The sequence below is a fragment of the Agrobacterium sp. DE0009 genome (genome assembly GCF_007680755.1).
Lineage (GTDB): Bacteria > Pseudomonadota > Alphaproteobacteria > Rhizobiales > Rhizobiaceae > Agrobacterium > Agrobacterium tumefaciens_B.
Window position 1 is genome coordinate 897,089 of sequence record NZ_VEIU01000001.1, and the last position, 13,433, is coordinate 910,521.

At 58.4% G+C, this 13,433-nt stretch carries 14 protein-coding genes; 2 read left to right on the forward strand and 12 right to left on the reverse strand.

What is annotated here, in order from left to right; translation table 11 throughout:
* Window positions 1-29: 29 nt before the first annotated feature.
* The 10 genes from FS804_RS04545 to rpoZ all read right to left on the reverse strand — a co-directional run bounded on the left by FS804_RS04545 (window position 30) and on the right by rpoZ (window position 8,660).
* Window positions 30-407 (reverse strand): response regulator, encoded by a 378-nt coding sequence (locus FS804_RS04545; RefSeq protein WP_144575079.1) that lies wholly within the window; start codon window positions 405-407, stop codon window positions 30-32.
* Window positions 408-542: 135 nt separating this feature from the next.
* Window positions 543-1,295, reverse strand: a complete 753-nt coding sequence (locus FS804_RS04550; protein ID WP_063951024.1) for a Crp/Fnr family transcriptional regulator — start codon at window positions 1,293-1,295, stop codon at window positions 543-545.
* 147 nt (window positions 1,296-1,442) lie between these two features.
* Window positions 1,443-2,393 (reverse strand): GTPase Era, encoded by a 951-nt coding sequence (gene era, locus FS804_RS04555; protein ID WP_186376654.1) that lies wholly within the window; start codon window positions 2,391-2,393, stop codon window positions 1,443-1,445.
* 82 nt (window positions 2,394-2,475) lie between these two features.
* Window positions 2,476-3,189 carry a ribonuclease III gene (gene rnc, locus FS804_RS04560; protein WP_063951022.1) on the reverse strand — a complete coding sequence of 238 codons (714 nt, stop codon included), beginning with the start codon at window positions 3,187-3,189 and terminating at the stop codon, window positions 2,476-2,478.
* Window positions 3,186-3,932: a signal peptidase I gene (lepB, locus tag FS804_RS04565; protein ID WP_006311536.1), complete on the reverse strand. Its 747-nt coding sequence runs from the start codon at window positions 3,930-3,932 to the stop codon at window positions 3,186-3,188. The genes rnc and lepB overlap by 4 nt, the downstream gene beginning before the upstream one ends.
* Before the next feature lie 206 nt (window positions 3,933-4,138).
* A complete protein-coding gene (acpS, locus tag FS804_RS04570; RefSeq protein ID WP_144575087.1) occupies window positions 4,139-4,543 on the reverse strand; it encodes a holo-ACP synthase in 405 nt (134 codons plus the stop codon).
* Entirely contained in the window at window positions 4,540-5,118 is a 579-nt protein-coding gene (locus FS804_RS04575; protein ID WP_144575090.1) for a DUF2062 domain-containing protein, read from the reverse strand. Before FS804_RS04575 ends, acpS begins: the two co-directional genes overlap by 4 nt.
* Before the next feature lie 441 nt (window positions 5,119-5,559).
* The gene (locus FS804_RS04580) at window positions 5,560-5,706 is read right to left on the reverse strand and encodes a DUF3563 domain-containing protein (RefSeq protein WP_186376655.1); all 147 of its coding nucleotides are present in this window, start codon (window positions 5,704-5,706) and stop codon (window positions 5,560-5,562) included.
* A gap of 197 nt (window positions 5,707-5,903) precedes the next feature.
* The gene (locus tag FS804_RS04585; RefSeq protein ID WP_063951018.1) at window positions 5,904-8,138 is read right to left on the reverse strand and encodes a bifunctional (p)ppGpp synthetase/guanosine-3',5'-bis(diphosphate) 3'-pyrophosphohydrolase; all 2,235 of its coding nucleotides are present in this window, start codon (window positions 8,136-8,138) and stop codon (window positions 5,904-5,906) included.
* A 132-nt stretch (window positions 8,139-8,270) separates the two neighbouring features.
* Window positions 8,271-8,660 (reverse strand): DNA-directed RNA polymerase subunit omega, encoded by a 390-nt coding sequence (gene rpoZ / locus FS804_RS04590; RefSeq protein ID WP_063951017.1) that lies wholly within the window; start codon window positions 8,658-8,660, stop codon window positions 8,271-8,273.
* Between the two features lie 393 nt (window positions 8,661-9,053).
* Here rpoZ and FS804_RS04595 point away from each other — a divergent pair, with 393 nt between their 5' ends.
* Together FS804_RS04595 and FS804_RS04600 are read left to right on the forward strand one after the other, a co-directional pair.
* Window positions 9,054-9,623 (forward strand): NYN domain-containing protein, encoded by a 570-nt coding sequence (locus FS804_RS04595; protein WP_063951016.1) that lies wholly within the window; start codon window positions 9,054-9,056, stop codon window positions 9,621-9,623.
* A 215-nt stretch (window positions 9,624-9,838) separates the two neighbouring features.
* Window positions 9,839-11,338, forward strand: a complete 1,500-nt coding sequence (locus tag FS804_RS04600; RefSeq protein ID WP_144575096.1) for a methyl-accepting chemotaxis protein — start codon at window positions 9,839-9,841, stop codon at window positions 11,336-11,338.
* A 184-nt stretch (window positions 11,339-11,522) separates the two neighbouring features.
* Here FS804_RS04600 and smpB read toward each other — a convergent pair whose 3' ends face one another.
* Both smpB and dapA read right to left on the reverse strand, forming a co-directional pair.
* Entirely contained in the window at window positions 11,523-12,005 is a 483-nt protein-coding gene (gene smpB / locus FS804_RS04605) for an SsrA-binding protein SmpB (RefSeq protein ID WP_063951014.1), read from the reverse strand.
* 223 nt (window positions 12,006-12,228) lie between these two features.
* Complete coding sequence (dapA, locus tag FS804_RS04610; RefSeq protein WP_144575099.1) at window positions 12,229-13,113, reverse strand: 4-hydroxy-tetrahydrodipicolinate synthase; 885 nt, start codon at window positions 13,111-13,113, stop codon at window positions 12,229-12,231.
* Between the last annotated feature and the right edge of the window lie 320 nt (window positions 13,114-13,433).

The window sequence follows — 13,433 nt, forward strand, 5'->3', positions numbered from 1 at the left end:
CCAATCATACCCGATCTGGCGTCGAAACGTTATTCTTTTACGGCCTTCTCCCGCGCGCTGACGAGGTCGAGGACAAAATCGATCACGTCGTTTTCGCCAAAGGGCTTGCCGAGCAAGGGGGCCTCAACGAGATCATCCGGAAAACCGGTCGTGTCGCCGTAACCACTGACAAAACCGAAGGGAATGCCCTGACTGCCAAGCCTGCGGGCGAAATCATAGCTCTTGCCGTCTGAAAGGCTGACGTCGAGCAACACGCAATCGGCGCCAATGTCTTCGACTGCCTGTTTGGCCTGAGCAAGCGTGGTCGCGATGACGACAGTTTCCACGCCCATGGACTGGAGAACCGCTTCAACATCGAGCGCCACCAGATATTCATCCTCAACGATGATAACCCGTTGTGGCACCATAGTTTCTTCATCCTAATGACGAGACCGCCTGGCCGTGCGCCGCAGTCTCCAGCAATGATTCTCCCGTGAGAGATCGCCTCAGCAGTCGCAAATTGCGACCTGACCGTCATTTAAAAAAGACATGTCGTACAACAATCAGATGAAGGGGCGTGGCCGCTTTTCGTCGTTTTCCCAGCCGGCAACGTGGCTCAACCCCGCATCGTCCAGCACCAAGCAGCCTTTGTCCGTCCAGCGGATGAGATCGCGATCAACCAGCTTTCTCAGCGTCTTGTTGGTGTGCACGATCGAAAGGCCGAGCGTATCGGCGACATGCTGCTGCGTGACGGGAATGGGGGTCTCACCCGGAAGCAGGTTTGCGGCCTTTGCCTTTCGATACAGGAAGGCGATGAGATAGGCGGCGCGCTCAATGGCGGTGCGACGCCCGATGCTCAGCAGGTGGTTGTCGAGCATGCGTTCTTCGCTCGCCGCAATCCATGTGAGGTCAAAGGCAAGTGTCGGGTGATCGGTGAAGAGATTGTTGAGCCGCGAACGCTCGAAGACGCAAAGCGTGACCGGCGACAGCGCTTCGACGGAGTGCTCCATCTCGCCCATCACCGTTCCCTGCAGACCGACGAGATCACCCGGCATGACGTAATTGAGGATCTGCCTGCGCCCGTCTTCCAGGGTCTTGTAGCGGAAGGCCCAGCCTTCAAGGACCGTATAAAGATGGGCGCTGTGGGAGCCTTCCATCAGGATGACGGAGCCACTTTCCACGGCGAGCTCCCCGGTCTTGAAACGGGAGACGAAATCGAGCTCCGGTGGGGAAAAATCCCGGAAATGCGGCAAGTCGCGCAGCGGACATTGCTGACAGGGCGTGGTCGAAATGCCGTTCGGTCTCTTTGGCGACATGAATATCCATCATGAAAAAGGTTGCGCCCAATTGTTTTTGGAACAACCCGTTCCAGGGATATTCAGTTCCCACCAGGGAATGAAGATATTCTCAAAGCTTTCCGCCCCGCTTCGGCACCAATGACCGAAACGAGGCAGCAACGCGGATCAGCCGCGCGGGAATTCCAGGCCCATCTCGCGGAAACGCTCGGGATCGTCGCCCCAGTTCTCGCGCACTTTCACGAACAGGAAGAGGTGAACCGGCTGCTCGAGAATTTCAGACAGCTCCTTGCGCGAGGCGGTGGAGATAGCCTTGATCGCGTCGCCGTTCTTGCCAAGCGCGATCTTCTTCTGGCTGTCGCGCTCGACATAGATCACCTGCTCGATGCGCACCGAGCCGTCCTTGCGCTCTTCCCACTTCTCCGTCTCGACATGCGAAGCGTAGGGCAGCTCCTGATGCAGGCGCAGAAAGAGCTTTTCGCGGGTGATTTCGGCGGCGAGCTGGCGCATCGGCAGGTCGGAAATCTGATCTTCCGGATAATACCATGGCCCTTCCGGCAACTCGGTGGCGAGATAGTTCATCAGGTCTTCACAGCCCGAGCCGTTGGTCGCCGAGATCATGAAGGTGCGGTCGAAGGCAACCGTCTCGTTGGCCGCGGCAGCAAGCTTAAGAAGATCTTCGCGCTTCACCTGATCGATCTTGTTGAGACAGAGGATCTTCTTCTGCGGGACATCCTTCAAGCCCTCGAGAATGGTCTCCGCATCGCCCTTCAGCCCGCGTTCGCTGTCGATCAGCAGCAGGATGAGATCGGCGTCCTTCGCGCCGCCCCAGGCGGAGGTGACCATGGCGCGGTCCAGCCGGCGGCGCGGTTTGAAGATACCGGGCGTGTCCATGAACACGATCTGGGCGTTGTCGTGAATGGCGATGCCGCGCATGACCGCACGCGTCGTCTGCACCTTGTGGCTGACGATCGAGACCTTAGCGCCCACCAGCCGGTTGACCAGCGTCGACTTGCCGGCATTGGTTGGACCGATGAGGGCAACGAAGCCGGAGCGGGTCGGAAGGGCATTGTCTTCGCCCGTCGGGGCGGGGTTTTCGTGATCGGTCATGGTATCCATTCAAGGTCAGAGGTATTCAACATGCGGCCAGACGGCTCGCCATGCGCTTGATAGTCAGCTGCCGTCGCCGGCCCGCTCAGTTTCAGGTGAGGCTTTTCTGCCAGACGCCTTCGCGTTCCAGCAATCTGGTTGCCGCCACCTGCTCGGCCGCGCGCTTGGAGCGCTCGACGCCAGTTTCCGGCTTCACGCCGGGAATTTCAACAGTCACCGTAAAGCGGGGATCGTGATCCGGTCCGGAGCGATCGTCAACCCGGTAGGAGGGTGTAACCGCAAACTTTGCGTGCGCCCATTCCTGCAGTTCGGTCTTGGCATCACGCCGCCCGGCATCCACGCTTGTGGCGCGGCCCTGCCAGTATTTCAGGATAAACTTGCGCGACGCATCCAGCCCGCCATCCAGATAGATGGTCGCGATCAGGCTTTCCACGACATCGGCGCGGACGTTGAGCATTGCCTTGCCGGTGAGTTTTTTGACATCGGATCCGGTGCGGATGAAATTATGAAGGCCCATCTCGTCCGCGATCGACGCGCAGGATTCGGCACTGACCAACTGGTTCAGCCGCACCGACAATTCGCCCTCGGTGGCGTTGCGGAAAAGAGAGAACAGCAGTTCGGCAACACAGAGACCGAGAACGCGATCGCCCAGAAACTCCAGCCGCTCATAATTCCCGGCAGAGGCAGAGCGGGCACTGGCATGGGTCAGGGCCCGGTCCAGCCGGGCCTTTTCCTTAAATTCATATCCGATCAACGCTTCCAGACGGGAAATCTCGTCCGTGGAAAGCGGCTTGGTCTTGCTCATCCCACAACCTTGAACAGGCGGTCCCAACGCATGTTGGCCGGCCATTCCCAAATGCGGCTGAATGGCGTGTCGTTGCCCAGCGAGAAGAAGATGACACTGGCGCGGCCGATCAGGTTTTCTTCCGGTACGAAACCGACGTCGAAACGGCTGTCGAGCGAATTGTCGCGGTTGTCGCCCATCATGAAATAATGGCCTTCAGGGACCACGAATTCGCGGGTGTTGTCACCGCGGGAATCGGGAGACTGGTCAAGCGTGTCGTAGGTGACGCCGTTGTCGAGCGTTTCGCGGAACACAGGGACGTTGGTGCCGGGATCGGCGCGGTAATCGGACGTGAAGGTGCCATCGGGCTGCTTCGGCACCGGCTGGCCATTGATGAACAGCACGCCGTTCGTCACCTGCACGCGGTCACCGGGTAAGCCGACCAGGCGCTTGATGTAGTCCACTTCAGGATTGGGTGGCAGGCGGAAGACCACGACATCGCCGCGCTTCGGCTTGCTGAATTCGAGGATGCGGCCGGAGAAAAGATTGGGCGAAAAAGGCAGCGAATATTTCGAATAGCCGTAGGAGAACTTGTTGACGAACAGATAGTCCCCCACCAGCAGCGTCGGCATCATCGAACCCGAGGGGATCGTGAAGGGCTGAAACAGCACGGTGCGGATGACCATGGCCAGCAGCAGCGCCTGAATGATGACCTTGACGTTCTCCCAGAGGGCGTTCTGCTTCTTTTCAGCTTTTTCCGACACTTATAGACCTGCCTGATTGTTTCCCGGCTCCTTCGATCTCAGAAGCTCCCGGGCCGTTGCTTATCGCGCCTTGGGCGGGTGATGCTGTGTCACGCGGCCGCCAACGCTTTCATATTTCTGCGACTTCTCTAGAACCTTTCCAGCCCGAAGGGAAGCGGTTCTGTCACACGCCCGCAAATAGAGCGCCGTTATGGCGGGGGAACGCCTCAGTCGTTCACGGGAAGCGCCTCGATAATCACGAAAGCCTGAGCGTAAGGAAAGTCGTCCGTGATGGTCAGATGGATGCTGGCGCGGTGGCCGGCAGGCAGCATCGCGGCCAGCCTTTCCCCTGCCCCGTTGGTCAGGATCATCGTCGGCTTGCCGCCCGGCAGGTTGACAACGCCCATGTCCCTCCAGAAGACGCCGTTGGCAAGCCCGGTCCCGAGCGCCTTGGAGCAGGCTTCCTTGGCGGCAAAACGCTTGGCGTAGGAGGCCGCGCGGTTCTTCCGGCCATCGGATTTTGCACGCTCGATATCAGTGAAACAGCGATGGGTGAAACGCTCGCCGAAGCGCTCGATCGATTTTTCGACGCGGCGGATATCGATCAGGTCGCTGCCTAATCCAATGATCATTTCAACATCTCCAGGGAAGCATTTTTATTGGCGGCGCGCAGCGCGAGATTTTCCACTTTGCGCCGCTGGAAACCGCTGACGAGGCCATGGACGGCGACGTAGGCCACAATGGCGCTGATGGCGGCGGGAAGTATCGCGCCGACTGTCATGGGTTCCAGCACCGGCGTCCAGATCTGCCGGAATTCGAGGTGGCTGAACAGCGCGACAAAATCCACATGCCCGGCGCTCTCTGCCGACTTTCGCCCGAGAATGACATGACCGAGCTCCCAGGTGGATGCCCAGATGAACGGAAATGTCAGTGGATTGGCGAACGTCGTGCCGAGCGCGGCGGCCACGAGGTTGACGCGCAGGAGGAAGCCGAGCGCCATGGCGATGATGATGTGTACGCCGAGAAACGGTGTCCAGGCAACGGCAATGCCGATGGCGACGCCGGCGGCAATCGAATGCGGTGAAGCGGAAAGCCTCAGCAGGCGCAGCTTCATATAGCGCAGGGAACGGGAAAAGCCCGTTCGCGGCCAGAACAGGTCGCGAATCTTCTCTGAAAAACCAACGGGTTCACGGCGGCGAAACGGCATCAGGGCAGTCTATTTCATCGCCCCGGCCGCGCCAAGAGCATCGTAGACGACGCAGGGATTTCTTTTGCAGGTATATCCTCTGCGTCCGTCATTCCGGCCTTGAGCCGGTATCCAGCCGACGTGCGTCTGCGCGGCGAGAATACTCTTTTCAGCCCAAGGACTTGGGCTGGCTGGATGCCGGATCAAGTCTGGCATGACGGGACGCGGAATGTCACGAATACCGTGAATATCGAGCCTTCGATATCAGTCCCCATTTAGTCTCGTCTATTGCGACGGGGAACTGAACCGGGATTTTTTGCGGCGTATTGGTCAACCAGTGTGGGACAACCGCCTGTAGCGCGCATTCACAGAGTTTTGCAGGATTACAGGGGCGAGCGTGCGAACTGCCATGCCCCTCCGAGTCTTATACGCATGGCAAGTAGCTGCCATGCGCTGAGTGCATTACCGGCGGAACAGGCCGCGGTCGATTTCGCGCTGGCGGAACTCGAGGTCTACATTCGATACCGAGGCGCTCAGATATTCGAATTCGCGTTCCTGCGTGGTCTTGCCGCGAACGGCGCGGGCGATCCTGCGAAGCGGAGTAAACATGATTTTCGGTCCTTTCGGTTTGGAACTGGCGTTTCTCATCGGTGTAAATCCACCGGCTCGCCGCGTTTCCGTCTCTTCAATTTCTGAGGAGAAGATAGTTGAAACCCGCGTTAACCACCAGAGACAGGAAAAGGCCGCTGCCATGCATTTAACGCATAGCAACGGCCTTTTGCCTCTTGCGAAGGATCAAAAATGCCTCAATCGAAGGCACGCGTCACGGTTGACACGCAGTCTAGATCTTTTAACTGCGACAGAAGCTGGTTCAGCTGCCGGAGATCCCAGACCTCCACATCCAGCGCCAGCTCGGAGAAGTCAGTACCGATGCGGACCATGTTTAGCCCGCGGATGTTGACGTCGAGCGTCGCGATCGACTGCGCGACCGAGGCGAGCGTGCCTGGTTCGTTGAGCGCATTGATCATCACCCGCGCCATGAAGCGCGACTTGTTCGCCTCATCAAGGTCCCAACGCACATCGATCCAGCGTTCCGGCTCGTCATCGAAGCGTTGCAGCGCCGGCGCCTGGATCGGATAGATGGTGATGCCCTTGCCTTTTTCCATGATACCGACGATGCGGTCCCCCGGAACGGCGCCGGCAGCACTGAAGTGCACGTCGAGATTGCCGGAGAGGCCGCGGATCGGCAATGGATCGGGTCCATCCAGCATTTCAGCCGCACCGTCATCTTCCAGCACCGAGCGCGACTTGCCGGGAATCTTGAAGACCATGCCGGAGGCGCTGCGCATGTTGAACCAGCCATCGTCGCCGGTCATCTTCACGGTCACGCGCTCATCCTGATAATCCGGGAAGACCGCACGCAGCACATCGAGCGAGGAGACTTCGCCGCGGCCGACGGCTGCGATGGCGTCTTCGACATCCTTCTGCGCCAGACGATGCAGCACCGGCTTCAGGGCGTCGCGCGAGAAGGTCTTGCCGGCACGCTCGAAGGTGCGCTCCAGAATACGATAGCCGAGGCCGGAGTACTGCTTGCGGATCGCCATGCGGGTGGCGCGGCGGATGGCCGAACGGGCCTTGCCCGTCACCACCACCTCTTCCCAAGCGGCGGGCGGCACCTGCACGCCCGAGCGGATGATTTCGACTTCGTCACCATTGTTGAGCCGGGTGACAAGCGGCATGATCCGGCCGTTGATCTTGGCGCCGACAGTGGTGTCGCCGATATTGGTGTGAACCGCATAGGCGAAATCGATCGGGGTCGCGCCGCGCGGCAGCGCGATCAGCTTGCCCTTGGGCGTAAAGCAGAAGACCTGATCCTGGAAAAGTTCGAGCTTGGTGTGCTCCAGGAATTCTTCCGGGCTATCGCCTTCGGCCAGCGATTCGATGGTGTGGCGCAGCCAGGAATAGGCGTTCGATTCCTTGGAGAGAAGATCGCCCTCTCCGCTCTCGCCATCCTTGTAAAGCGCATGGGCGGCGATGCCGAATTCGGCAATCTCATGCATGCGCTTGGTGCGGATCTGCAGCTCGATACGCTGACGCGAGGGACCAACGATCGTGGTGTGGATAGAGCGATAGTCGTTCTGCTTCGGTGTCGAGATGTAGTCCTTGAACCGGCCGGGCACCACGCGCCAGCGGGTGTGAACGACGCCCAGCGCCCGGTAACACGAGGGTATATCGTCAACGAGGATGCGGAACCCGTAAACATCGGACAGTTGCTCGAAGGAAAGCGACTTCGACTGCATCTTTCGAAACACCGAGTACGGCTTCTTCTGCCGGCCCTTGACGCCAGCACCGATCAGCCCATTGGCTACAAGAAGTTCGCGCAGCTCGTCCTCGATTTTCTTGATCAGGCCTTCGTTGCGCGTTTCCAGTTCCTGCAGCCGTTTCGTCACCGTCCCGTAGGCTTCCGGGTTCAGATAGCGAAAGGACAGGTCCTCAAGCTCGTCGCGCATGTCCTGCATGCCCATGCGGCCGGCGAGCGGCGCATAGATTTCCATCGTCTCTTCGGAAATGCGGCTGCGCTTGTCCGCCGGCATGTATTCCATGGTGCGCATATTGTGCAGGCGGTCGGCCAGCTTGACCAGGAGAACACGAACGTCATCGGAAATGGCAAGCAGCAGCTTGCGCAGGTTCTCTGCCTGCTTGGCCTTGCGGGTGACGAGATCGAGCTTCTTGAGCTTGGTCAGGCCTTCGACCAGCCTCCCAATATCCTCACCGAAAAGCTCGTCGATTTCGGCGCGGGTGGCGGTCGTATCCTCGATCGTGTCGTGCAGCAGGGCAACTGCAATCGTGGACTCGTCAAGGTGCATCTCAGTGAGGATCGCGGCAACTTCCAGCGGATGCGAGATGTAGGGGTCGCCATTGGCCCGCTTTTGCTGACCATGTTTCTGCATCGCGTAAACATAGGCCTTGTTCAGCAGGGCCTCATTCGCATCCGGTTTATATTTTTGAACCCGTTCAACGAGTTCGTATTGCCGCATCATGCAATATTCCACAAAAAGAAAGCGCGCCAACCTAGGGGTCGGCGCACAATGCTGCATCAATAGGGATCAGATTATGACGGCAACTATTGACAGACGGTAACCACCGCCTGCCAAAGGCATCATAAAACCGGATCAATAATCGTCATTTTTTTCCGGCGGCACAAGGCCTTCGATACCGGCCAGCAGTTCTTCTTCCGACATCTGGTCGAACGTAACGGTTTCCGGCTGGTCGTCGTCTTCGCTGTCGGCAGATGCGGCTGCAAGCGTGACCGGATCGGGCTCGGGCTCGTCCACTTCCACATGCTTCTGCAGCGAGTGGATGAGATCTTCCTTCAGATCGTCAGGAGACAAAGTCTCGTCAGCGATTTCGCGCAGGGCGACGACGGGGTTCTTGTCGTTGTCGCGGTCGATCGTGATCGAGGAGCCCTGCGAAATCTGGCGTGCACGATGGCTGGCCAGAAGCACCAGTTCGAAACGGTTGTCTACTTTATCAATGCAATCTTCAACTGTGACGCGGGCCATTGCCTGTCCTTTATGGGTCGTAATGTCGTGGATCAGAGCGCCGTGCAGATGGAGCGATGCACCGGCTATGCCCTAACCTATTGAATCTGCGCCTCCTGCCTGTTCAAAAAACACCGATGGTTTTTTGTGACGACGCTTTCCAGCCTCCGATACAGCCATTGGCCGCGGAATTCAAGTTTTTCCTGTATTTGGCGTCTGCTGGCACCTTATCCCCCATGTTTGGCGCCTGTTGGACAGAATGTCCAGAAGAATTGTCTTGGAATAAGGGGGAAGGTAGCTTACTTAAAACGCAACGGCGGCACGCAAAGCGCGTTGATGCGACATGTTTTTTGGCGTTACCGACCGGATATAAAAGCCAGATAATGGCCTTTCCAAAAAAAGGAATTGAATGGAATGTTCGATCCACGGGAAAAAATTGCGCTCTTTATAGATGGAGCCAATCTTTATGCTGCATCGAAAAGCCTGGGATTCGATATCGACTACCGCAAGCTTCTGAAGGCGTTTCAAAAGCGTGGATATCTTCTGCGCGCCTATTATTACACTGCCTTGATCGAGGATCAGGAGTATTCCTCGATCCGCCCGCTGATCGACTGGCTAGACTATAATGGTTACAAGGTCGTGACGAAGCCGGCGAAGGAATTCACCGACGCGCTGGGTCGCCGCAAGATCAAGGGCAACATGGACATCGAATTGGCAGTCGATGCGATGGAACAGTCCGAAACCGTCGACCATCTGGTCCTGTTCTCCGGCGACGGCGATTTCACCACGCTGGTGGACGCGCTGCAGCGCAAGGGCCGAAAGGTATCCGTGGTTTCGACCATGGCCACGCAGCCAGCCATGATAGCCGACGATCTGCGTCGCCAGGCTGACCACTTTATCGATCTGATGACGCTGAAGGCAGAAATCGGCCGCGACCCGGCCGAGCGCCCGGTCCGTCACGCCGAAGGCCCGGAAACGGTCTGACGCCGGCTTCAAAGCTGCTTTTCATAAAAACGCGTCCGTTGAGAAACGGGCGCGTTTTTGTTTGAGCCGCGACCGGCAAGGTAAAAAATCCCTTCAGAATTAACAAAGATCAATTACCGACAGTTGAAATTATATCTTGGTTAATTTTAGACGTGTCTAAATCACGCAAAGGCACCAAACACATGATTTGGGGTGCCACAGCAGGATGACGAGACATGACAGGCCAAGCAAAAGTTGACAGACAACTTGATGAAAGACTGAATTTCCTGGGGCTTGGCCATGTCGAGCGGCAAAACCTCTCCGACATGAAGGCCGTCATCACCGGCTCGCTTGATGCCTCTCTCGATCGCTTTTACGTGAAAGCTCGTTCCGTCCCTGACACGGCGAAGTTCTTTTCCAGCGACGCGCATGTACAGCACGCCAAGGGCATGCAGCTGAAGCACTGGGAAAGAATTGCATCCGGCACCTTCAACGACGATTACACCAATGCCGTTACCGCCATTGGTCGCACCCATGCGAGACTGGGACTGGAGCCGCGCTGGTATATCGGCGGTTATGCGCTGATGCTCGACGGCATCGTCAAGGCGGTGATCGACTCCGAGCTCAAAGGCTTTTTCGTGGAGAAGAAGGCCCGAAAGGTCAAGGATGCCCTGTCCGCCACCATCAAGGCCGCATTGCTCGACATGGATTACTCCATCTCCGTTTACCTTGACGTGCTGGCGGCCGAACGCCAGAAGGTCGAGGCTGAGCAGGCGCAGATGAAGAAGGAGCAGGAGCATGTCTTGGCACTGCTGAACAACGCCCTCGACAAGCTGGCCAATGGCGATCTCACCGCGAATATCAGCGAAAATACAGCCCCGCAATTTGAAGGGCTGATCGCCAATTTCAACGCGGCAGCCGGCAATCTTTCCGAGGCGTTTTCGCAGATCGTCGACGAGGCCAACAAGATTTCCGGCAATACCCGCGAGCTGACCTCGGCCACCGACGACATGGCACGGCGCACGGAGCAGCAGGCGGCCGCACTGGAGGAAACCGCCGCAGCCGTTGAGCAGATCACCACCATCTCCAAGCTTTCCGCGCAGCGCTCCGAAGAAGCAAAGGCCATCGTCGAAAGCTCGGCCATTGAGGCTGCACGCTCGCGAGATGTGGTAACCGATGCCGTCAAGGCCATGGGCGCGATCGAGGAATCCTCGCAGAAGATTACCCAGATTATTTCGGTGATCGACGAAATCTCGTTCCAGACCAACCTCCTGGCGTTGAACGCAGGCGTGGAAGCGGCCCGCGCAGGTGAGGCCGGCAAGGGATTTGCCGTGGTTGCACAGGAGGTGCGCGAACTCGCGCAACGCTCAGCCACCGCCGCCAAAGAAATCAAGACCCTCATCGCCAAATCCTCCGACGATGTGATGCAGGGCGTGTCGCTCGTCAACAAGACAGGCGAGTCGCTCAACACGATCGGCAACAAGGTTGACCATATTCAGGAACATATCGTGTCGCTGACAAAAGCGGCGCAGGAACAGTCCGTCGGCATCCAGGAAATCAACGCCGCCATCAACAGCATGGACAATCTGACCCAGAAAAATGCCGCCATGGTGGAAGAGACCAATGCGGCGACGCATAATCTCAGCGATGTCAGCGCCAATCTGGCGGCGCTCGTCAGCCGGTTCAGCGTTTCGGCAACGCGCGCACATGTGGAGCGGGCCTATCGGGCCGCTTGAGCGAGTGCAAGACTGGATTCACCCGGTCATCCCGGCCTGAGCCGGGATCCATCCAGCCCAAGTCCTTGGGCTGAAGGGGCTCTTCTCACAGCGCTGACGCGCTGTAACTGGACGCCGGATCAAGTCCGGCGTGACGCAGGAGCATGCTGCGAGAGGCGGCACGCCTTGCCAAACTGGCCGAGACTTAGGCCGCCCCACCCTTCAGCAACCGCGATTTCTGCCGGTTCCAGTCGCGTTCCTTCTCGGTCTCGCGCTTGTCGTGCAACTTCTTGCCCTTGGCGAGCGCCAGTTCCAGCTTTGCGCGGCCCTTGTCGTTGAAGTAGATCTTCAAGGGCACCAGCGTCATGCCTTCGCGATTGATGCCGGCGCGCAGGCGGTTGATCTCGCGCTTGTTCAGCAGCAATTTCCGGCGGCGGCGCGGCTCATGGTTGAAGCGGTTGGCCTGCAGATATTCCGGCAGATGGGAATTGATGAGCCAGATTTCATCGCCCTCGTCCGAGGCATAGGATTCGGCAATATTCGCCTTGCCTTCGCGCAGCGACTTGACCTCGGTGCCGGTCAGCACCAGTCCTGCCTCATAGGTGTCGACGATTTCGTAGTTGAACCGGGCCTTGCGGTTTTCCGCAACGATCTTGTTCACCACGCGCTGGCTGCCTCTGGGGGCCATGATGTTTCAATCCCTTGTTTTTCTTATTGCGCCCGGGGCGGAATGCCGGGCGCGGTTCTCGAGATGTCGTTGTTGTTTTCGAGCCTATCTTTGTCCCAAAACCGGTGGCCACGTTTCGGAGACATGCACTATCTAGTATCCCTGCCGCAAAAAGAAAAGGCGCGCCGGACGGCTTCTGCTGCGAAGCGGACCATGGCGCACCCTCAGGCTTTTCAGACCCGGCTCAGTTCATCAGGCCGGCATGCTTCAGCGCCGCGTCGATCGCCGCTTCCGTCACCGGTTCCAGCGTGCTCATCAGAGGCGAACGCACCCGGCGATTGCCGCCGCGGGTCTTCGAAAGCGCGTATTTCGTGCCGCAGACGCCCGGTTCCATGAAGATGGCCTTGTGCAGGGGCATCAGGCGATCCTGGTAATCAAGCGCCTTGGCATAGTCCCCTGCCAGCATCGCCGCCTGGAATTCCGAACACAGACGCGGCGCGACATTGGCCGTGACCGAAATGCAACCGACGCCGCCGTGGGCGTTAAATCCGAGCGCAGTGCCATCCTCGCCAGAAAGCTGGATGAATTCCTTGCCGCAGGAAATGCGCTGCTCGGAGACGCGGTCGAGCTTGCCGGTCGCGTCCTTCACGCCGACGATGTTCTTATGCGCCTTGACCAGCGCGCCCATCGTTTCCGGCGACATATCGACCACGGAACGCGGCGGGATGTTGTAAATCACGATCGGCAGCTTCACCGCTTCGGCGACGGCCGAGAAATGCGCAAACAGGCCCTTCTGGGTCGGCTTGTTGTAATAGGGCGTCACCACCAGCAGCGCATCCGCGCCAGCTTCCTGCGCATGCAGGGCAAGCTCGATTGCCTCGTCCGTATTGTTGGAGCCAGCGCCCGCAATAACCGGAACCCGTTTCGCCGCTACCTCAATGCACAGCTCAACAACACGTTTGTGCTCGTCGTGGGAGAGGGTTGGAGATTCCCCCGTTGTGCCAACAGGCACAAGTCCGTTGCTGCCTTCGGCGATCTGCCATTCCACATGGGCGGCAAATGCCTGTTCGTCCACAGCGCCATTGTCCGTGAACGGGGTAATGAGGGCGGGAATTGATCCCTTGAACATGCAAAGCTCCTGGCGCCGAGCCGGTTCATGCTTCGGCCGCATTCGATGGTTAAAACCGGCTCACATTAGAGCCAGCCCTTGACGCCGACAAGCGCTAAGGCAGCGTATTTTGCCCTAAAATGTCGGAAGTGTGACAGGCTTTCGACCCCGACCGGCGCATGCGAATAGCTGCGGCTAAAAAGGGACGCCGCTCGCGGGCCGGTGAATAAAAGTTGATTGAATTGCAAGGCGGAAATTAAGATTTCATTAAGCCTGAAATCCCAAGATTCCCATGCGGGACATCAGCCGTATTCGGCAATTCCGCTGCAATGAGGCAATAG

What these genes read in the sequence shown, in the direction of transcription:
- FS804_RS04580 (WP_186376655.1), bottom strand. Translation starts at nt 5,706, where the DNA reads ATGTTTACTCCGCTTCGCAGGATCGCCCGCGCCGTTCGCGGCAAGACC.
- FS804_RS04585 (WP_063951018.1), bottom strand. Translation starts at nt 8,138, where the DNA reads ATGATGCGGCAATACGAACTCGTTGAACGGGTTCAAAAATATAAACCG.
- era (WP_186376654.1), bottom strand. Translation starts at nt 2,393, where the DNA reads ATGGATACCATGACCGATCACGAAAACCCCGCCCCGACGGGCGAAGAC.
- rnc (WP_063951022.1), bottom strand. Translation starts at nt 3,189, where the DNA reads ATGAGCAAGACCAAGCCGCTTTCCACGGACGAGATTTCCCGTCTGGAA.
- rpoZ (WP_063951017.1), bottom strand. Translation starts at nt 8,660, where the DNA reads ATGGCCCGCGTCACAGTTGAAGATTGCATTGATAAAGTAGACAACCGT.
- dapA (WP_144575099.1), bottom strand. Translation starts at nt 13,113, where the DNA reads ATGTTCAAGGGATCAATTCCCGCCCTCATTACCCCGTTCACGGACAAT.
- acpS (WP_144575087.1), bottom strand. Translation starts at nt 4,543, where the DNA reads ATGATCATTGGATTAGGCAGCGACCTGATCGATATCCGCCGCGTCGAA.
- FS804_RS04550 (WP_063951024.1), bottom strand. Translation starts at nt 1,295, where the DNA reads ATGTCGCCAAAGAGACCGAACGGCATTTCGACCACGCCCTGTCAGCAA.
- FS804_RS04575 (WP_144575090.1), bottom strand. Translation starts at nt 5,118, where the DNA reads ATGCCGTTTCGCCGCCGTGAACCCGTTGGTTTTTCAGAGAAGATTCGC.
- smpB (WP_063951014.1), bottom strand. Translation starts at nt 12,005, where the DNA reads ATGGCCCCCAGAGGCAGCCAGCGCGTGGTGAACAAGATCGTTGCGGAA.
- FS804_RS04545 (WP_144575079.1), bottom strand. Translation starts at nt 407, where the DNA reads ATGGTGCCACAACGGGTTATCATCGTTGAGGATGAATATCTGGTGGCG.
- FS804_RS04600 (WP_144575096.1), top strand. Translation starts at nt 9,839, where the DNA reads ATGACAGGCCAAGCAAAAGTTGACAGACAACTTGATGAAAGACTGAAT.
- FS804_RS04595 (WP_063951016.1), top strand. Translation starts at nt 9,054, where the DNA reads ATGTTCGATCCACGGGAAAAAATTGCGCTCTTTATAGATGGAGCCAAT.